The 20030-nt window shown below is 53.9% G+C and carries 17 protein-coding genes; 11 read left to right on the top strand and 6 right to left on the bottom strand.

Going from position 1 to position 20030, the window contains the following annotated elements; genetic code table 11:
• Nucleotides 1-80: 80 nt before the first annotated feature.
• Nucleotides 81-476: a hypothetical protein gene (locus ACQYWX_RS20645; RefSeq protein ID WP_216737390.1), complete on the bottom strand. Its 396-nt coding sequence runs from the start codon at nt 474-476 to the stop codon at nt 81-83.
• 577 nt (nt 477-1053) lie between these two features.
• Between ACQYWX_RS20645 and ACQYWX_RS20640 the strand changes: the two genes are divergently transcribed.
• Entirely contained in the window at nt 1054-2727 is a 1674-nt protein-coding gene (locus ACQYWX_RS20640) for an AMP-binding protein (RefSeq protein ID WP_216737391.1), read from the top strand.
• Nucleotides 2728-2794: 67 nt separating this feature from the next.
• Here the strand turns inward: ACQYWX_RS20640 and ACQYWX_RS20635 are convergent, their stop codons facing one another.
• Both ACQYWX_RS20635 and ACQYWX_RS20630 read right to left on the bottom strand, forming a co-directional pair.
• Nucleotides 2795-4480 (bottom strand): ABC transporter permease, encoded by a 1686-nt coding sequence (locus tag ACQYWX_RS20635; RefSeq protein WP_431686177.1) that lies wholly within the window; start codon nt 4478-4480, stop codon nt 2795-2797.
• A gap of 94 nt (nt 4481-4574) precedes the next feature.
• On the bottom strand, nt 4575-5597 hold the full coding sequence (locus tag ACQYWX_RS20630; protein ID WP_431686176.1) for a Fe(3+) ABC transporter substrate-binding protein: 1023 nt from the start codon (nt 5595-5597) through the stop codon (nt 4575-4577).
• Between the two features lie 351 nt (nt 5598-5948).
• On the opposite strand from ACQYWX_RS20630, the gene ACQYWX_RS20625 reads away from it, so the two are divergent.
• On the top strand, nt 5949-6545 hold the full coding sequence (locus ACQYWX_RS20625) for a hypothetical protein (protein ID WP_431686175.1): 597 nt from the start codon (nt 5949-5951) through the stop codon (nt 6543-6545).
• A gap of 201 nt (nt 6546-6746) precedes the next feature.
• Nucleotides 6747-8072, top strand: a complete 1326-nt coding sequence (locus tag ACQYWX_RS20620; RefSeq protein ID WP_431686174.1) for an HD-GYP domain-containing protein — start codon at nt 6747-6749, stop codon at nt 8070-8072.
• 21 nt (nt 8073-8093) lie between these two features.
• Here ACQYWX_RS20620 and ACQYWX_RS20615 read toward each other — a convergent pair whose 3' ends face one another.
• Nucleotides 8094-9110: a hypothetical protein gene (locus tag ACQYWX_RS20615; RefSeq protein WP_431686173.1), complete on the bottom strand. Its 1017-nt coding sequence runs from the start codon at nt 9108-9110 to the stop codon at nt 8094-8096.
• 315 nt (nt 9111-9425) lie between these two features.
• Here ACQYWX_RS20615 and ACQYWX_RS20610 point away from each other — a divergent pair, with 315 nt between their 5' ends.
• From ACQYWX_RS20610 to queF, 3 genes are read left to right on the top strand one after another with little or no spacing between them, the layout of a single operon-like run.
• Nucleotides 9426-10385 carry an ABC transporter ATP-binding protein gene (locus ACQYWX_RS20610; RefSeq protein WP_279508224.1) on the top strand — a complete coding sequence of 320 codons (960 nt, stop codon included), beginning with the start codon at nt 9426-9428 and terminating at the stop codon, nt 10383-10385.
• Nucleotides 10382-11152, top strand: coding sequence for an ABC transporter permease (locus tag ACQYWX_RS20605; RefSeq protein WP_216737399.1), 771 nt, complete (start codon nt 10382-10384; stop codon nt 11150-11152). Before ACQYWX_RS20610 ends, ACQYWX_RS20605 begins: the two co-directional genes overlap by 4 nt.
• Nucleotides 11153-11171: 19 nt before the next feature.
• Nucleotides 11172-11996 carry an NADPH-dependent 7-cyano-7-deazaguanine reductase QueF gene (gene queF, locus ACQYWX_RS20600; RefSeq protein WP_431686172.1) on the top strand — a complete coding sequence of 275 codons (825 nt, stop codon included), beginning with the start codon at nt 11172-11174 and terminating at the stop codon, nt 11994-11996.
• A 103-nt stretch (nt 11997-12099) separates the two neighbouring features.
• Here the strand turns inward: queF and ACQYWX_RS20595 are convergent, their stop codons facing one another.
• Together ACQYWX_RS20595 and ACQYWX_RS20590 are read right to left on the bottom strand one after the other, a co-directional pair.
• Nucleotides 12100-13434, bottom strand: coding sequence for an MDR family MFS transporter (locus ACQYWX_RS20595; RefSeq protein WP_431686171.1), 1335 nt, complete (start codon nt 13432-13434; stop codon nt 12100-12102).
• A gap of 240 nt (nt 13435-13674) precedes the next feature.
• Nucleotides 13675-15078 (bottom strand): adenylate/guanylate cyclase domain-containing protein, encoded by a 1404-nt coding sequence (locus ACQYWX_RS20590; protein ID WP_279508220.1) that lies wholly within the window; start codon nt 15076-15078, stop codon nt 13675-13677.
• Between the two features lie 570 nt (nt 15079-15648).
• Between ACQYWX_RS20590 and ACQYWX_RS20585 the strand changes: the two genes are divergently transcribed.
• The 5 genes from ACQYWX_RS20585 to ACQYWX_RS20565 all read left to right on the top strand — a co-directional run bounded on the left by ACQYWX_RS20585 (nt 15649) and on the right by ACQYWX_RS20565 (nt 20000).
• A complete protein-coding gene (locus ACQYWX_RS20585) occupies nt 15649-16215 on the top strand; it encodes a nitroreductase family protein (protein ID WP_431686170.1) in 567 nt (188 codons plus the stop codon).
• Between the two features lie 274 nt (nt 16216-16489).
• A complete protein-coding gene (flgB, locus tag ACQYWX_RS20580) occupies nt 16490-16885 on the top strand; it encodes a flagellar basal body rod protein FlgB (protein ID WP_279508218.1) in 396 nt (131 codons plus the stop codon).
• 2 nt (nt 16886-16887) lie between these two features.
• Nucleotides 16888-17325 carry a flagellar basal body rod protein FlgC gene (gene flgC / locus ACQYWX_RS20575; protein WP_216737404.1) on the top strand — a complete coding sequence of 146 codons (438 nt, stop codon included), beginning with the start codon at nt 16888-16890 and terminating at the stop codon, nt 17323-17325.
• Nucleotides 17326-17349: 24 nt separating this feature from the next.
• Nucleotides 17350-18027 carry a flagellar hook assembly protein FlgD gene (locus tag ACQYWX_RS20570; protein WP_216737405.1) on the top strand — a complete coding sequence of 226 codons (678 nt, stop codon included), beginning with the start codon at nt 17350-17352 and terminating at the stop codon, nt 18025-18027.
• A 17-nt stretch (nt 18028-18044) separates the two neighbouring features.
• Nucleotides 18045-20000, top strand: a complete 1956-nt coding sequence (locus ACQYWX_RS20565; protein WP_279508214.1) for a flagellar hook protein FlgE — start codon at nt 18045-18047, stop codon at nt 19998-20000.
• Nucleotides 20001-20030 lie beyond the last annotated feature (30 nt).

Genomic DNA, 20030 nt, shown 5'->3' with positions numbered 1-20030 from the left:
CGCCTGACTCCTGTGCGCCGGGAGCCGGATTATAGTCGGCAGGGGAGTTTTCTAAAACCGGAAATCCGCGTCAACCCTCGCTATGACGCGCGGACCCGTTTATCTCGTTGCGGCGCTTTGAGATAAAACTTCCTTTTCGCCAGTCCCTGCATGCCCGTATAGAGGGTGTAGCCGAAGCCCGCCAGAAACAGCAGAGAGACGACCAGCAACACAATATTCTGGGTGAGATTCCGTTCTATATTAAATTGCACGACGGTGACGAATATCGACAGCTGTTCTATGAACAGGTAGGCGGTAATCAGGCCGCCGATAAAGCTTGTCACCATCTGACTGCAGATAATCATTCGCGACGGTATCACTGCGACATGTCCGCAGGCGTCGCACTCATATGTTTCTGTAAGTTCCGTCTCGTTGTGCCCTTGCACGGCGGCAATAAGAATTCCATTTTTGCATTTTCGGCAGCGGTAAGAAGACATTATTATTTTCCTGTTGTAAAGATCCTGGCGATGGACGCCTTCGACCTATCTTCTTAATGGATTCTCCTCAGAAAACGCGCGCTTCAACCTTCTTTTCACTGTCGGCGTCCGGTGGTCAGTCTGCTGTCCATATTGCGACAAAGGACTGGCGACCCGGGGCTGTGGCGGTGTGATTGGAACGGCCTCGCACGCTTCCGACGAGCACATGTCAATATATGCAGTATTGGCGGGTTATTATAGCCGCTTGGCGGGGCAGGTCCACGATTCACGGCGTTTGCGGACAAGTTTTACAGAGTTTTCAAAAGCTGGAGAGGGCAAAGTCAGCGCTTGCTGCGTCAATCGGACTAGGATATTTTGCGAATCAAGCCCAGATTCACAAGCAGGCAGGGGATACACTAACTCTGGTCAGGGACCCGCCACATACTGCGGCTGATCGAATTAAGGGCCGGAAGAGCCAAGACGCTATCCGCAACGAATACTCTGTTCGCAAAGATAGTTGTCCGTACAATGAATAAGTCTAATAATCAATAGTTTATAAGTAACCAACAATACTAATAAAAGAAGGCAAGGACACACTATGGAGCTGCACACGCATATTCCCACCCCATTGCAACGTCTTTACCACTGGGAAAAAAGCCGTCCCGGCGATGTTTTTATGACTCAGCCGATGGGCGATAACCTTTCCGTCGATTACACCTTTCAACGGACTGCGCAGGAAGCGCGACGCATGGCGGCGTACCTGCGTTCGCTGGGTCTGCCGCAAGACGCCAAGGTGGCCATCCTCTCGAAAAACTGCGCCCACTGGATCATGAGCGATCTGGCCATTTGGATGGCGGGCTATGTATCGGTTCCTTTATATCCGACATTGAGCGCGGACAGCGTTCGGCAGATTCTGGAGCACAGCGAGGCCAAGGTGCTGTTCGTCGGCAAACTGGATGACTGGGACACCATGAAAGCCGGCGTGCCGGATGATATTCACTGTATTTCCTATCCATTGAGTCCCCCCAACGACTTCCCCACCTGGGACGATATCGTCGCCAAGACGCATCCCCTGGAGGAAAGCCCGCCCCGGAATCACGAAGAGCTGGCCACTATTGTCTACACCTCCGGCTCGACGGGCATGCCTAAAGGCGTGATGCTGTCCTTCAATAACCTGGCGTTCGCGGCGGATGGCGTCGTGAACTTTCTGGATGTCGGCTCTCATGAGCGGATGCTCTCATACCTGCCGCTGTCACATGTGTTTGAACGCTTTGTGGTGGAAATGGGCGCTCTGTACACCGGCTTTCACGTGTTCTTCGCCGAGTCCCTGGACACCTTCGTGCGCGACTTGAAAGCGGCCAAGCCCACTTTATTTTTGGCGGTGCCGCGTATCTGGACCAAGTTCCAGGCGGGGGTTTTGAGCAAGATGCCGGAAGAAAAACTGAATCTTCTGTTGAAGATCCCCGGCGTGTCGCATCTGATCAGAAAGAAAGTGTTGAAAGGTCTGGGGCTGGAGTATGTGAGATTCGCCGGCAGCGGCTCCGCGCCGCTGTCCCAGGATATTCTCAGCTGGTATCGCCGGTTGGGGCTGGAGCTGCTGGAAGGCTACGGCATGTCGGAAAACTTCGCCTATTCCCATATGACCAAACCGGGACGAACCAAAGTGGGTTTTGTCGGCGAGGCGTTGCCTGGCGTGGATGTGCGCGTGGGTTCTGACGGGGAAGTCCTGGTGAAAAGTCCCGCCACCATGATGGGGTATTACAAGGAGCCGGATAAAACCACGGAGGCGCTTACCGAAGACGGCTTTTTGCGCACCGGCGATCTCGGCGAAGTGGACGAGCTGGGTCGTCTCAAGTTGACTGGGCGTAAAAAGGAACTGTTTAAGACCAGCAAGGGCAAGTATGTGGCGCCCGCGCCGCTTGAAAACCGCATCATCAGTCATCCGCAGATTGAGATGGTTTGCGTGGCCGGTTCCGACTATCCGCAGCCTCACTGTCTGGTAATGCTGTCTGACGACGCCTATCCGAAGCGAACGAATCCGGATTTCCGTCAGACTCTGGAGAAGAGCTTGCAAAACCTGCTGCAGGACATCAACGCCACTGTTGATCCTCATGAGCGTTTGCAGTTCCTTGCGGTAGTGTCTGAACAATGGACCATCGAGAACAATTTCCTGACGCCCACCATGAAGCTGAAGCGAAATGTCATCGAAGAGGCTTACAAGCCGCATCTTGAGCAATGGTATAGCGCCAAAGCTCCGGTTATCTGGCAGTAAGCGATCGTCTGGAGCCAGGGGAGTTTGGTCTCCTGGCCGCTCCCCCGACTAGGCGTAGCGCCTTACTTCAATATTGTTTCGCTGTACTGGCCCGATTCAGCAAAATGACGGGAATAATCCCCGTCGCCACGATAAACATGGCGGCCAGCGCGCTGTGTTCCAGCAGTTCATCCGACGCATACTGATACAGATACGTCGCCAGTGTCTCAAAGTTGAACGGGCGCAGAATCAGTGTGGCGGGCAGCTCTTTCAGCACATCCACAAACACGATAATCGCCGCCGTCAGCATGCTGCGACTGAGCAAAGGCAAATGCACCTTGGTGAGAATGGATAAAGAGCTGTGCCCCAACGTGCGGGCGGCTTGATCCATAGAAGGAGTTATGCGGCCCAGTCCGCTTTCGGCGGAACCGAGGGAGATCGCCAGAAAGCGTGCGGAATAAGCGTAAATGATGGCGGCGATGGTGCCGCTGAATATCAGGCCTGTGCTGGTGTTGAAATAGTCGCGGGCGACGCCGTCGATGCCATTATCCAATGCGCCCAAAGGCACAATGACGCCAATGGCCAGCACTGCGCCGGGCATGGCGTAGCCGACCGAGGCCAGACGCGCCATGGATTTATTGAGGGCGCTGGGAGCGATACGTTGGGAGTAGGCCAGCAAAGCGCCGACAATGACTAAGAGCGCGGCGGCGATAGTCGCCAGTTGCAACGAGTTCATCGCCAGACGGAAGAACTCCGAATTCCAGGTGACGTCAAAATATTCGATGGAATAGTACCCAAGCACGGAAGCAGGAACCAGGAAGCCGAAAAATACCAATAAGAAGCAGAATGCGGAGGCGATGTACCCAGACTTGCCGGTGAGTTGCGTTGGCGTCAGCGGGCGTGTGCGGCCGCCGCTTTGATAACTCTTGGACTTGTGCCTTGAGGCGCGCTCCAGATAGAGCAAGGCCAGGGCGATGCCCACCATCAACGCGGCGATTTGCGCCGCTCCGCCCACATTGCCAAGGTTCAGCCAGGTATCGTAAAGCCCGGCTGTTAACGTCTGGACGGCGAAAAAGCTGACGGTGCCAAAGTCGTTGAGAGTCTCCATCAGCACCAGCGCCAGTCCTACTGCGAGAGCAGGACGAATAATCGGCAGCACAATGCGATAAAAGGTGCGCAAGGCCCCGGCTCCAAGGGAGCGGCTGGCCATCAATAAACTGTCTGACTGCTCCATCAAGGCGGCCCGACAGGTCAGATAGATATAGGGATACAGAACCAGGGAGAACATGATGATGGCGCCGCCCAGACTGCGAATCTGAGGGAACCAGTAGTCCCGCGGCGTGCGCCAGCCGAACCACTCCCGCAACAGCGCCTGTACTGGACCGGAGTATTCCAGCAGGTCGGTATAAACGTAGGCGATGACATAGGCGGGCACTGCAAAGGGAAGTAGCAGCGCCCAGGAAAACAGTTTACGTCCAGGAAAACGATAGAACGCCACCAGCCAGGCGGAGGTCACGCCAAAGAAAGTGGCCAATAAGCCCACGCCAAGCATCAGGAAGAACGTGGCTTCCAGATAGCGCGGCAGCACTGTGCTCCACAGGTGTGGCCAAATATTCTCTGTAGGGAAAAACGCCACATAAATGACGGCGAGCAGAGGGATGACGGCGATCAAGGCGACAATCGCGCTGAAAAAACGCCAGCGGCGGGCGTCTGGAGAGCCCGTCGTCGCGTGTTTGGAAAGCTCCCGTATAACCGGGGCTGATACTGCTTCCATTAATGGGTGACCTTACCGTCAGTTCCCGAATTTATAACCGCCAAAGCCGAAGCGCACAGGCTTCGGCTTGTTATTGGGCGGTCGTTGTGTGCGATCAGCCGTCGAAGTCGACTCTGTCCACCATCTTCACGGCTTTCTCGCGCAGTTCGCCGATTTTGTACAAAGGTAGCTCATCACGCTTGAATTCACCCCAGGAAAGCACCAGGCCAGAAGGTTCTACGCCAGGTTTGACCGGGTATTCATAGTTCTGCTCGGAGTACATCTTCTGGGCCAGTTTCTCAGTTAAAAACTCCATCAGCTTGATGGCGTTTGCTTTGTTGGGGGAGCTTTTGGTCAGACCAACGCCGCTGATATTCACGTGAGAACCACGATTTTCCTGGTTGGGGAAAATCAAATTAACCGCGCGGGCCCATTCGATCTGATTCTCATCCGTCAGCATCAAGCCGTAGTAGTAGCTGTTGCCCAGGGAAACATCGCAAATGCCGTCTTTAATCGCTTTGACTTGGGCGCGGTCATTACCTTGGGGCTTGCGGGCCAAGTTGTCTTTTACGCTGCGTAGCCACTCTTCCGCTTTGGCTTCGCCGTGGTGGGCGATCATTGAAGCGATCAGGCCAATGTTATACGGGTGTTTGCCTGAGCGCGTGCATATGCGGCCTTTCCACTCTGGTTTGGCCAGATCTTCATAGGAAATGCTTTTTACGTCGGTGCGTTCTTTGGATGCGTAAATAACGCGGGCGCGGGCGGTGAGACCAAACCAGGAGTCGTCCTGCGCTTGATATTGCTCCGGAATGTTGGCGTTTAAAACGTCAGATTTTACTGGCTGCAGCACCTTGGCGTCAGTCAGTTCCTGCAATTGTCCTATGTCTGTGCTTAACACCAGGTCCGCGGGGCTGTTGGCGCCTTCGCGCTTCAGTCTCTCCGCCACGCCTTCTTTGGCGAATACGACATTGACCTTGATGTTGGTTTGGTTGGTGAACGTATCAAGTAAAGGCTGGATTAGAAATTCCTGGCGGTAGGAATAGACATTGACTTCCTCCGCAGCCTGAGCGGCAAGGGGCGTCAAACAGAATGCGGAAAGGAGGGCGGTTTTGATAACCGAGGCGGTCTTTTTTTGCATGAAAAGAGTTCCCAACAAATAAAAGTAAATATAATGAAAATAATTCTCAGTAATTTTGTAACAGTGTCAAGCCCGCATAAATCGGACCCGCTATTTGAAATCTCCTCGCAGGTGTGGAAAATCGAACTGCTTTGCGTGCAAGAACAAGCGCTTAACAACGATTATGTCCTTATATTATTGGGTGTGAAGACGCTAAGGCGCATTGACGAAAACAGTGTTGACCTGACCTAAAGCAACCCATCCGCTTTTAAAAAAGCTGACGGAAGACCTGTAAGCAAGGCAAATAAAGAAGAGTTAGAAGAAATCGAAGCAAGAATAACAACAACAGCCTGAACCACACAGGAGAAAGTCATGACCATTCGCCTCCATACTAAGCGCATACTGTTGCTCCTTCCTTTATTAAGTGCGCTCGGCGGCTGCGCCACGGAATATTCCCATTACGGTCGTTTCGTCGCCGAGAATTCTGCAGGAGAGGAACGGGAGTTTCTCATTTCCTGGCGGACGACGGAGAGCGTGAGTGGCGAGGTGACCGCTGTCACTCCTGTTACGCTTCGCACCCAATGCAGTGATCGTGAACTGCTGTTCATGGAGCCAGGGCAAGGCGGCGACGCCTGTCGAGGGAATCAAAAAACTGGCGTGGTCTGGTGTGGGGAGCCAGGACAGGATCTGTCGTTAGAAGGTAAGGCTTTAGTTGATTCGACGACCTTATGCGGGGCGATCACAGATGAAAACGGAGCAAGCCAGATCGCCGACCTGGGGCGGGTTATGCAATTGCAGGTTTCTTGTTGGCCGGCGCGAACAATAGTTAAAACGGATGATGGCTCCGGTAATCTGGACTATATCAAAGCCTCTTCCGTTCCTTATATAGTGTCGGTCAAGCGGGCGGAAGCCGGCGGGTCGGAAGACCGGCCGCCAGCGCTTTCGGAAACTGTCTGCATAACGGATTGATGTCACGGCGATGCCTGAAGAAGTGTGACACCTCCCGCAAAATCCGTGAGAACTTGTCTATATTTGTACAAAGCGTAAGAAAACTTAATTTTTTTGTAACCGAAAGCCTACCGAATGCAGTGGCTTCTTTCCGTTATTGCGGGAAATATAGTCATCATGTCGTAGTGGAGCTTAGAGCAGACGCTCTATGAGGTTGTATCTATGGCCGCCAAGAAGACACAAATAGCGGTAAGTGAATTACAAATCGGGATGTTTGTTGCGGATTTAGATCGTCCATGGCATCAAACTCCATTTCCTATTCAGGGTTTTTATATTCGCAGTGCGGATGATATTCGCGCTCTGCAGTCCTTTTGTCGTTCGGTATATATCGACCGGCCGTTGACGCGTACCGAATATGAAAAAATGGAGAGCAGCGGCAAAGAAGAGCTGCTGTTCAAATTAGGCTCATTGTCTTCCGGTAAATCCGTTGAAGAGCACCGTCTGACCCTTCCTCCTATTAAAATCCGTCGTCCCGCCAAATACGAGCGCCAAAGTACGCTGAAACATGAAGTAAAAGAAGCGGAAAAGCTGACGCATCGGGTGAATCAGGCGCTGGATCGCGTTTTCGCCAATGTTTGCTTAGGACAGGCTCCGGATATTGTTGAGACTGAAGAAGTCGCCGCCATGATGGTGGAGAGCGTTATTCGCAACCCCGACGCCATGCTGTGGTTGTCCCGTGTCAGAAGACGGGATGAGTACGCTTACTCACACTCAGTAGCCGCCAGCATTTGGGGATTGGTGTTTGGTCGTCAGCTCGGACTTTCCAGAAGTTACCTCAAAGATTTGGCTACTGGCCTGTTGTTGAGCCAGGTAGGCAAGGCGAAAATGCCGCAAGAGCTATTGCAAAGCGCCAAATTCCTGGACGCCGCCCAGTACCAGCGCTACAAAGGATATGTGGACATGAGCGTGGCGATTCTCAAGTCGGACTCCACCATTTCGCCAAGAGTGATCAGTGTGGTGGAATATCATCGCGAGCGCCACAACGGTTCTGGCTTCCCGCAAGGGGTGACTGGCGACAAGATTCCTTTGCTGGCCAAGATAGCTGGGCTGGTTGATCATTATCAGGAAATGCTGGAGCCGCGCGCCGGCGCGGAAGCGATGACCTCGCTACAAGCGGTGACGGCGCTATACCATTCCCGCAATATTGAATTCCAGGAAGACCTGGTGGAAAAATTCATTCAGTGCGTCGGCATCTACCCGACCGGCGCCACGGTCGAATTGAGCAATCGCGAAGTGGGCGTTGTCATTCAGCACAACATGGAAAGGAAGTTATGGCCGACCGTGATGGTGCTGTTGGATGAAGACAAAGCGCCGCTGCGCACCGCCAAAGTGGTGGATTTGATGGCGTTTAACATCAAACAGGGCAATGAAGACAGCTATCTTCACATCACCCACAGTCTGCCCAGCGGAGCCTATGGCATTGACGCCTCTCGCTTTCAGGTGACCGGCGCCAACAGCCGCTGGAGCCTGCGTCACTTCATGGGATGATGAGGCGTGATGCGGTTGACGCTATAGCAGCGTTACCCGCATCACCTTCTGATACCAGCGATAGTCTCCTTCCAGACGCATATTCACCACAATCTCCGTTTCCTCTCCCGATTCTCCCGTAATCATAAAACTGAACTCCCTGCTTTCCGGCGTTGGGTCGGGAACTATTGCGATGACTGAGCGGGGCGGGTCTGGAATCTCGCCGTCGGAATCCGGTAGTTCATCTACCGTTTTCACTTCCAGATCCGCCAGCCCGACGGAAATATCAATCAGCCGGATTTGTACGGTGAAAGTGCGCGTGTCGCCAGCGTTGGCCTCAATGTGCTCGCTTTCCAGAAAGATATGGCCGCCTTCCCTGAGAAAGATATTGGAGCCGAGCGTGTTGACCCAATTCACGCCCACTGAGGCGGCGGCGACTGTTTCCAGCGGTGTTAGGTCGGAACAGACTTCACGCAGACACAGCTCCGCCACAAGGAGGTTTTCCGGGCTTTCGGGGAGGTCGTCCAGGTTGCCGAAGTTAGCGGGATCGATAGTAAAGTCCACGCCGGCGGCATTGACGGAGTTTTCGATTGTTGCGCGCGTGGAGTTGCGAACCTGAATGCCGTTTTCCGTATCGGAATCGAAGTCGATGGAAACCAGGAAGCGCGCTGTATTGACGGCGATATTGGATTCCGCGTTGAGCACCTGCTTTTCCTGCTCTTTATGAGTGCTGAGACCGCCGACCTCTGTGCCGGGATAGATGGTCTGTTCCCAAGTCGGGTCGAAGTCGATGGGAGTCATGAATCGCTTGATGGGAATGTCCTGCGCCAGCACCACGTCACCGACGAAGAAGGTGACAGTTTCACCAGGGTAGTATCTGAACTCGCCATAATCGCCGGTAACGCCGGATTGGCTTGCGGTGCGGTAGTTAAGGCCCGCCACGCCGGGTGAACCAAGATAGGCGGTCGCTCTGTCGTCGCTGGATTCGCCTCCGCCGCCACAACCCGCCAGCACGGCGGCGAACGTCAGGGTCATGGCTCTTAACGGCCGTTTCATCATTGCTACTTTCCTTTTGTTTATTATTTATTTTGCAGGCCAATAGCGTCCGTTTATTGTGTCTGCAAACAACAGGTTGCGCGCGTGGTCGCTGCTGTGCCCTCAATCCAGGCGCTTATTGACGCAGATTATAAAGAGTGGGCGGGCGCTAAAAAGGAAGCCCATCGCAGTTTTCAGGGAAATGGACGATTAATTCCGTCTTTTTCATTGAAAAAAACAGGCGGCGACGCAATCTATACAGTCTTCCCGTAAATCAGGCCGCTGGCGCGCCCCTTATGCCTGACGCTCTCTCACTGGCCGCAGGAATCAGAAAGAATTATGACTACCGCACTGGCTATTCGCGATTTAAGAAAAATATACGGTAACGGTTTTGAGGCCTTGAAGGGCATCAATCTGGATGTGGAGGAGGGCGACTTCTTTGCTCTGCTAGGCCCTAACGGCGCAGGCAAGTCCACCACTCTTGGCATCGTATCGTCACTAGTGAACAAAACATCCGGCTCCGTCTCCATCTTTGGTCATGATCTTGATAAGGACCTGGTCAAAGCAAAACTGCAACTGGGCGTTGTGCCTCAGGAATTCAACTTTAATCAGTTCGAAAAAGTATTCGATATCCTCGTCACCCAGGCAGGGTATTACGGCATTCCCGCTAAAGCATCCAAGGACAATGCGGAAAAATATCTGCGAGAGCTGGGGCTTTGGGATAAGAAGGACCAACAGGCGCGCATGTTGTCCGGTGGTATGAAGCGGCGTCTGATGATTGCGCGCGCGCTGGTGCATGAGCCGCGGCTGATTATTCTCGACGAACCTACCGCTGGCGTGGACATTGAACTGCGCCGCAGCATGTGGACCTTTCTCACCAACGTCAACAACGAAGGCCGCACGATTATTCTGACTACTCACTATCTGGAAGAGGCGGAAGCGTTGTGCCGCAACATCGCCATCATCGATCGCGGCCGGATTCTGGAAAACACCAATAAGCGCGACCTGTTGAATAAGCTAAACCAGGAAACCTTCGTGCTGGATCTCACTTGTCGTCTGCAAGAGGCGCCGCGTCTTGAAGGCTATGGTTCCCGCCTTACCGCCGACGGTATGTTGGAAGTGGATGTGGACAAGCAGCGCAGCCTGAACGAGGTGTTCCAGCAGTTGGACCAGTTGGGGGTGAAAGTGAGCAGTATGCGCACGAAAACCAATCGCCTGGAAGAGTTGTTCATCCGCATGGTCAATGAGGATAAGAACGAGACAGGCAGTACGGCGAACGCAGAGGAGGCGCAGGCATGAACAGCGCGATTATGATTGCCTTCCAGACTATTCTGATCAAGGAGGTGCGTCGCTTCACCCGCATCTGGTCGCAGACATTGCTGCCGCCGGCGATCACCATGACGTTGTATTTCGTGATTTTCGGCAACCTTATCGGGCCGAGAATTGGAGAAATGGGCGGATATTCCTACATGGATTTTATTGTGCCCGGATTGATCATGATGTCGGTCATCACTAACTCCTACGCTAACGTGGTGTCTTCATTCTTCGGCATGAAGTTTCAACACAGCATTGAAGAACTGCTGGTGGCTCCTGTACCGAATTACGTCATTCTGCTGGGATACGTTGGCGGCGGTGTCGCCCGTGGTCTGGCGGTGGGCGTGATTGTGACGGCGATCTCCCTGTATTTTACCGACCTGCAGATTCACAGCGTGCCGGTGGTGGTCAGCGTGGTGTTCATGACGGCGGTGCTGTTCTCACTGGGCGGCTTTATCAATGCGGTCTACGCCAACAAGTTTGACGACATCTCTATTGTGCCGACTTTTATTCTGACGCCGTTGACTTATTTGGGCGGAGTCTTTTACTCCATCACGCTCCTGCCGGAGTTCTGGCAGAATGTGTCATTGATCAACCCTATTCTGTATATGATCAACGCCTTCCGTTATGGCCTGCTGGGCGTTAGCGATATCAACCTGGGCGCGGCCTACGGCATGATTCTTTTATTTATCGTCGCGTTGTTCAGCTTTAGTATGCGCTTGTTGAACAAAGGCGTTGGCATACGCACCTAACCGGTTTGGAGAAGTAATTGTGGAACTGGAAAAACATACGCACCTGGGGAAGGCGACGGAATACCCTGAGGAATACTCTCCGTCCTGGCTGACCCCGATCCCCCGCGCCAAATCCCGGGAGACTTTGGGGTTGAGCGACGCACCGGATTTTGTTGGCGAAGATTTATGGAACGGCTATGAGCTGTCCTGGCTCAACAGCAAAGGCAAGCCGGAAGTGGCGCTTGGCGTATTCCGCATTCGCTGTGACAGCCTCAATATCATTGAGTCCAAGTCTTTCAAACTGTACCTGAACTCGTTCAATCAAAGCCGTTTCGCTTCCCGTGAAGAGGTGCAAGCGCTGATGCAGAAAGACCTGTCTGTGGCGGCGGAAGGCGAGGTGTCGGTGACATTGTTGTCGGCAAGAGACTGGCGCGATGAGCCCTCCTTCTGGCAGGCGGCGGAAAATCTGGACGGTCTGGATATCGAGGTGGAGGTGTATACCCCTGACGCCTCACTACTGCCCGATCCGGTGGGCGACGATGTAGTGGAGGAAACGCTGAGTTCGGATCTGTTGAAGAGCAATTGTCCGGTCACCGGGCAACCGGATTGGGCCACACTGTATATTCACTATCGCGGTAAGCCATTGGATAAGGCTGCGCTGCTGAAGTACATCGTCTCCATGCGTTCGCATCAGGATTTTCATGAACATTGCGTGGAATCGGTCTATCTGGCGCTGATGCAACGATATCAGCCGGAGAAGTTGGCGGTGTATGCGCGTTATACCCGACGCGGCGGTCTGGATATCAACCCATTGCGCTCTAACTATCCGTTGATGGCGGATAATTTCAAATTGCCGCGACAGTAGCTCAGACCTCCCCCTCGTCCATTTAGGGATGGCCGCGCCTGAGTAAGTCTGGCGCGGCTGCCAACTGCATTCGCCACTGATAGTCACAGGCCTTTCGGCAATGCTATTCCGCCACTTGGGTCATCAGCTCTTTCTCGGTGATAAACCCCGCCACAATAATAAACGCCAGACTGGCGAATAAGCACATGGCGAGATATATCGCGCCGAAAGCGCTGTAGGCTGCTTGCGGGGAGCTACTGCCGTGGTACAAGGTAGAGCAGATCACCACGCCAGCAGCGCCGCTTAACTCCCGCACATATCCGAAGAAGGAAATGCCAACGCCTCTGTCCGCTGCGGGCAACACGTTTTGTACCGCACAGGTGACTCCTGGCAAAGTGAAGCCGATTCCCAATCCAATTATTGGAAACAGCGACACGAACGCCACTTTCATCAACATCAGGAAGAAGGCGACGGCGATCAGTATGAAACCCGCCAAAATGTGCGTCTTGTAAGCCCCTGTCGCGGCAATATGTTTGCCGGAAAAATAGGCGCTAACGCAGACTCCAAGAGTGAACAGCAGCATGCTATAGCCGCTGAGGGTCAGGCTGACGCCGTTCTGCACCTGCATTTGCAACGGGAAGTAAATTAACGCCGCTGTCATCAGGATCTGGCTTACGCCCATCGTCAAGATACAGGCGGCGTAGTTGGGGAGCTTGAACAGATGGCGCGGGACGACGGAGCGCTTTTTGTCCGTGAGCAGATAAGTCCAGGCCCCGGCGATAAATAAGGCTCCAACGAGCGAGAAGGCGTGGGGTAAGCTGAGGTCTTCGCTCAGCAACAAGATAAGCAGGGTAGTGGAGGACACCAATAGCAGCGAGCCGCCCCAATTGAACTTGTCTTCACGTTTGACGACTTTATCTTTGATGCTTCTTATGGCGATAAAAGCCGCCAGCAGGGCCAGAGGAATATTGATCGCGAAGATCCAGCGCCAGCTCATATGTTCCGTCAACAGACTGCCGAATACCGGCCCGGCAATATTGGAAATCACATAGATGGCGGAGATGTACCCCTGATAGCGGCCAATCTCCCGTGCTGGAATGGCGTCTGAAATCACCACGAACGCCAGTGAAATCAAAGCCCCGCCACCGACACCCTGCAAGGCTCGGGCGAGTATGAGCGACTGCATATCGCTGGCGAGAGCGCATAGCAGTGACCCAATGGAGAAAATGCCCAGACTGACGATGATTACTTTGAGCCGGCCGAACAGATCGCTTAGCTTTCCGCAGATTGGAATGACGCTGGTGGCGGTCAGCAGGTAAGCGGTGACGACCCAGGCGATATCGTTCATGGCGTTGAGTTCCGCCCCGATGACGGGAAGAGGCGTGGTGACGATGGTTTTCTCCAGTGCGCCCAGAAAAATAAGCAGAGAGACGCTGAGTAGCGTTTTCTTGTGTGACATATAGAACCTGATTTTGAAAGGCGAAAAATTGCGCACAGTCGCGCCGACGCCTGTTGGGTCTGCGTGAATGCAATTGGGGCGGGGTGCGCGTCGAAGGATGACGCGACTTATTTAGATCATGGCGAAGCCGACCTCCGTGTACTGAAATGTACCCATGTCGCACATCTCTGCGTCGCCGACGCCATGAGATGCGCGATGCTTACTTGCAAATCTTCTGTAATTTGTGGGGGAAGGGCGCGGTTAGTTACGCAACTTTTCCGCAGCGCTTTCGAGGGATTTCAGTATGCGCTCTTTGGCCTGGGCGCTGACCTTGCCTGCGTCCAGATACATGGCGAATCCTTCGGTTTCATGCTCGATAAAGCTCTGATTGCCGCCGATGTCGCGGCGTAGATCCACGACGGAGTAAATCGGCACCGGCTTGGTGAAGCCCTTCACCGTAATTTCGCCCTTATCCCGGCACATGATAGTGTCCTTGATCAGCGCGAAGGTCTCGTAGGATACCAGAATTTCTCCGGGCGCCGCCATGGATTCGAGACGGCTGGCGAGGTTAACTTCTTTGCCTATGATGGTGTAATCCATACGGTTTTCCGCACCGAAGTTGCCCACAGTGCAGTAACCAGTGCTAATGCCCATGCGAATTTCCAGCGGCGTGCGCACGCCTTGGCTACGCCATTTCTGCCGTAGAATTTTCATGTGCTTGCGCATTTCGATCGCCATCATGACGCAGGCGCAGGTATCTTCCTTGGCGCCGCGACTGCTGGGGTCGCCGAAGAAGATCATGATGCTGTCGCCGACGAATTTGTCGATGGTGCCGCCGTACTTAAGCGCGATCTGGGACATCTCGTTGAAGTAGGTGTTAAGCAGCTCGGTCAGACTTTCCGGCTCCATTTCCTCCGCCAGCTCGGTGAATCCTTTGATGTCGGAGAAAAACACCGCCAGGCGTTTACGCTGAGTTTCCAGGCGCACGTCGCGCTCGCCGGTAAAGATGGACTGCCATACCTGAGGAGACAGGTATTTGGCCAGCTTATGAGACAGGGCGATGGATTGCTCGCGCTGAAACTGAATCTGCGACTTCGCCTGCACCAGGGCGCGGGCCTGTTGGTGCGTGTAGTAAGCAGTGACGCCGACATACAGCGAACAGGTGACGCCGCCGATGATGCTGACCACCATGGGGGTGGGCGGCGCAAAGCTCAGACCAAAATAGATGGACGCCACGGTAAAGCCGGCGAGAAAGGCGATATTGCCATACAGCCAGCTTTTCATGCCGCCGACGATTATGAAGCTGAAGTTCAGCATCAGCAGAAAAAACAGGGTGGGGGTGACGCTGAATTTGATCAGCACCAGAATCACGCCGCATAGAAATCCATCCACCACCATCATGCCCTGGCGGACCTTGGTGTTCTTCTGCTTGTCGAAGAAGCGTAGAGCGAAATACAGAATATGCGGCCATAGCATGGCGCCGGGAATGATCCAGATAAGGTACTCGTCGAAATGCCCCTCCAGAATGCCGGCGACGATGATGGCGGCGCATACCAGATAGCCGAGCACCCGGGCGTTATAGTCCGGCATGGGCGGGATGGTCACCTGAGTGGGGGAGTGCGGCGTATTGGCGAGATGTGGAGGTATCGGCATCATTTGTGTCATAACCGCGAATACCGGTATTGTCCCGTCAGCATATTTTTCAACCTAACCAAAAGTCCCTGCGAGCTCATGGGAGTGGCAATGTGGCTCGCCGGTTTGCTGTTATCAAAAAAACGTCCTGTCCTAGCACGGATATACCCTAAAAAGGACAGGAATAGAAGGTTTTCCGGGTGGAAAGCGGGAGGCGCCTGTTCAACAGGCGTAGCGCGACGCATTGGTTGAATGCGGGATTGCCATGTATAAAGCCGTTGGACCGGCGTAAACCATCCGCCATAACTGCCGCCCTCTTCTGGTAGTATAGTCCACCAGCGCTTCGATCGCGTCTAAGGTTAGCAGTAATGGGGTTGTCGGACAATCTGTGAGGCGGTTTTGTCTGTCGTTAGACAATCTTTAACCTTTTGAGTTGGCGTAAAAGGCAGGCAATGTGGCGCGATAGGACAAGCATTTTTCGACGGCCAATTGCATATATTTAAGAATCATTCCTATTTATAATCTGAACCCAATCAGCCGCTGGCCACTTATTGGCCTGACCGGCGGCCACACGGATAAACAACAGGAGCCACGTATAACGCCATGGCGGTATTAGATATTCTTGTAAATCGAACCTCCACCCCTTTGTTGCAGGCACCGGCGCCGAGCCATGAAGAGTTGCGCAAACTGTATCCGGTGATCATGCGTGCTCCGGATCATGGCCGCTTACGGCCGTGTCGTCTGATTATTGTCGAAGGCGAGGGGCTCGACGCTTTGGGGCGCATATACGGCGAAACTGCGGAGCAGGATGGTCAGGACGATGCGGCCAGGCAAAAGCTGGCCAAAGCGCCCAGTCGCGCGCCGATGGTGATCGTTGTGGTCGCCACCGTTCAGGAGCATCCCAAAGCGCCGGAGTCGGAACAGTTGATTTCCGCCGGATGCAGCGCTTACGCGTTAATGCTGGGGCTGGAGGAACTGGGCTATGGCGCCATGTGGCGCACCGGATGGGTGGCCTACGATGAGCGCGTCAAGCAGCGCCTTGGTTTGGCTTCCAACGAACATGTGGTGGGTTATCTGTATGTAGGGACGCCGGCCAGCAAAGAAAAGAAAGTTCCCGAACCGCCAGCTTTTGAAGAGCGTGTCAGTTTCTTTACTGGCGAAGCGAGCTGATATCTCCTGCGACGTCGCATGTTTCTGTCGGCGTCGTTTTCCCAAATCTATTCTGCATATCCATTGTCCTGTTCGATCTTTTCGGTGGCGATGGTATTCCACTTGCCGCATGGCGTGTACGCGCTTTCCTTCAGGGCGGTATCCCTTTGCCGCCTTTAGCCTGCCTGAAAATACTATCTAACTGAAAAATAAAATAAAAAAATAACTGGCGCGGGACTTGCTGACATTGACGCAAATGACGATTGTCGCAGTCAGGCAACTGCAGAGGTGTTAGATGGCCATATCATTCGACAAAGCGCTGGGTATCCATGAGCAGGCGCTGAACGTCCGCGCGAGACGGGCGGAAGTGCTGGCGAACAACATAGCCAATGCGGACACGCCAGGGTTCCGCGCCCGGGATATTGATTTTAAAGCTGTGCTCAGGCAGGCCAAAAGTATAGAGGACTCATTGGAGGTGGTTACCACTGACGATGCTCACATGGCGATAAAAACACCGGCGGAAGGGGCGTTGTTATACCGGCAACCACTGCAGCCTTCTATTGACGGCAACACGGTGGATACGCAGACGGAAATCGTGCAGTACTCCAAGAATGCGCTGGATTTTCAGGCCAGCTTTGAATTCCTCAACAGCCGCCTGAAAGGCATCGTCAGCGCGATTAAAGGAGAATAACGATGGGGATCAATAGCATTTTCGACATTGCCGGCTCCGGTATGACTGCGCAATCCGTGCGACTGAACACCACCGCCAGCAACTTGGCCAACGCCGACACCGCCAGCTCCAGCATCGATCAGACTTATCGCGCGCGCAAGCCTATTTTTGCTGCGGTGCATCAGGACGCGCTCAACGCGGCGATTCCTCCCTCGATCAACGATGACGCCTCCCGTGGCGTTGAAGTGCGGGCCATCGTGGAAAGCGATGCGTCTCTGGAGCGTCGCTACCAGCCGGACCACCCCATGGCGGATGCGGACGGTTATGTGTTTTATCCCAACGTGAATGTGGTGGAGGAAATGGCGGATATGATGTCCGCTTCCCGCAGCTTCCAGACCAACGTGGAAGTGCTGAATTCAGCGAAAACCATGATGCAGCGTCTGCTGACTATTGGTCAGTGATGAACTTTTCGTGAGGGCAGCGTGATGAGCGATATCAATACGACAAATCAGACTAGCGACGCGCTGAGTCAGTATGCGCTTCAGCAGAATTCCGCCAACAGGAAAAATGAACTGGGTAAAAACGAATTCATGGATCTGATGATCGCCCAGTTGAATAACCAGAGTCCGTTAGATCCCCAGGACAACACGGCGTTCGTCGCACAGTTGGCGCAATTCAGCTCGGTGGAAGGCATTCAATCATTGAATTCGACTGTGGACACCATGGCTTCTCAGTTTCGCAGCGCACAAGCCCTGCAGGCTTCGGCGATGGTGGGACGGGATGTGCTGGCGCCGATGGAAAGCGCCATTAAAAGCGCGGATGGATCTATTAATGGGGTGGTGGAACTGCCTGCGGGAACCTCGCAACTGGCCATTAGCGTCTATAACGAGGCAGGCGAACTCATCACGACTATTGATAAAGGTTACCAGCCCGGCGGTGACGTCAATTTCAGCTGGGACGGCAAAAACAGCAACGGCGAAACTTTGCCGGCGGGGCGGTATGAAGTGGTCGCAAGGGCCCGCTACAGTGGGGAGCAGATGCAAGTCAGCTCTTATCTGGCAGCCAATGTGGATAGTGTATCAATCGCGCGTGATGGCAGCGTCACATTAAATCTGAACGGGCTTGGCTCGGTCGGATTAAGCGATATCAAACAGATCAGTTAGCATGTGCGAGGTGTGGTATGCCGTTTAATATCGCGTTAACAGGAATCAGAGCAGCGTCGGTCGACCTGGAGGTGACCGGCAACAACATCGCCAACGCCAGTACGACCGGCTTTAAGCGGTCCCGTGCGGAGTTTGGCGATCTCTACGCCAACAGCTTTTTGAGCCTGGGCTCCAACCCGGTTGGGGATGGCGTGCGGGTGCAGAAGGTGCGGCAAGAATTTGCGCAGGGCAATCTTTCCTTTACTGAGAATGGACTGGACCTCGCCATCAACGGCGAAGGATTCTTTATTCTCGATACCAACAGTGGCGATCGCCGCTACAGTCGCGCTGGCGCTTTTGGTATCAACAAGGAAGGTTATGTAGTGAACAGCTCTGGCATGCGCTTGCAAGGTTTCGTCGCCAATGACAGCGGCGTGGTCAGCGGTGTTCTCGGTGATCTTTTGATAGATGACACCAGCCTGGCGCCAGACAGAACCACAAGAGTGAACGCCAATCTGAACCTCGACGCGTCCGAGCCAGTGCTGCTTGAACGCGGAGACTCATTGTCTTCAGATGGTTTGTTGATCGGACGGGCGGTTGACGCTACCGCCGCCGGTACGAATGGCGCTAATGGATACGCCGCACAAACTATAACAGTGACTCAGGCTGACGGTTCAACTTCAACAGTGACTATTCCAGCCAATAGTTCCGCTGCTGAAATAGCGGGCCTGTTTAACAATCTGGACAACATAGACGCTGCCGCCAGCACCCGCGCGACAATTACGGCGGCGGGTTTCAACAATGCGTCCGGCACTATGCAGGTGACTATTGATGGCGTGCCGTTCGATGGCTATACCAATCTGACTGATTTAGGCAATGCAATTAACTCTTCCTCTCAGCTAAATGGCGTGCGCGCAGTGTTGGACGGCACGGACCTGGTGATTATCAATAATCGTGGTGATGATCTTAGCTTTGGTTTCAGTGGCGCCGCCGGAGATCAATTTGTGGTGCAGGGCAACGATGCGGCGGCCACATCACAAACTCTGAGCACGGCATTGACGGATGCCGTCGTAGGCGGCAGCGTCAACCTGACCATGCAGGATGGCATTACCTTGGCAAGCGGGACAACGGATTTATTCGCCACTTTCACAGGCACGCCTTTCGTCAACAACGTGTTCGATCCGGCGGATGAAAACACGTATAACCATGCCACCTCCACAACGATTTACGACAGTCTGGGTAACTCTCACGTTCTGACGACGTTCTTCGTCAAAGAGCCGCTGTCAGCGACCACGCCAGACAATCTGTGGACCATGTATGCGTTAATAGACGGCCAGGATGTCGGAGACCCGCTTGTGACTGGCGGTACGCCATCCCGCGCTTCCTACAGTCTGGTGTTCGATCAGGATGGCTCACTTAACGAAGTGTTGTCCGACGACGTGTTGATATCCAACTGGACGCCGCTGGCGTCTGACGGTACGCCAAACGGCGCGGAAGGGCCGCTGAACGTAGTAGATGGCGGAACCTTGCCGATTCCTGATCCCCCCACCAGCTCCAATTTCTTAATAGATCTTGGCACGACGACTCAGTATGGCAGCGCATTTGCGGTCAATGACCTGCAGCAGGATGGCTTCACCACTGGACGTCTGATTGGTCTGGACGTGGATGATGGCGGGGTGATTTTCGCCCGTTACACCAACGGCGAGTCCAAAGTGCTGGGACAGGTCGCACTGGCGAACTTCAATGATATTCAAGGGCTCGCGCCGGTTGGGGAAACCACTTGGGTGGAGACATTCAACTCCGGCAACCCTGTGATCGGGGCCCCTGGCACCGCATCTCTGGGGGCTATTCGCTCCAGCTCTTTGGAAGATTCCAATGTGGATTTGTCCGAGCAGTTGGTGGGATTGATCATCGCCCAGCGAAACTATCAGGCCAATGCGAAAACCATTGAGACGGCGAACGCCATCACTCAGACCATCATCAATCTACGTTAATGGATGAGTGAAAGCGTGAGAAAGACCATT

It is taken from the genome of Hahella sp. NBU794 (assembly GCF_050749805.1).
Lineage (GTDB): Bacteria > Pseudomonadota > Gammaproteobacteria > Pseudomonadales > Oleiphilaceae > Hahella.
The sequence above is the reverse complement of the archived record's forward strand: the minus strand, read 5'-3'. Positions and strand labels throughout refer to the sequence as shown.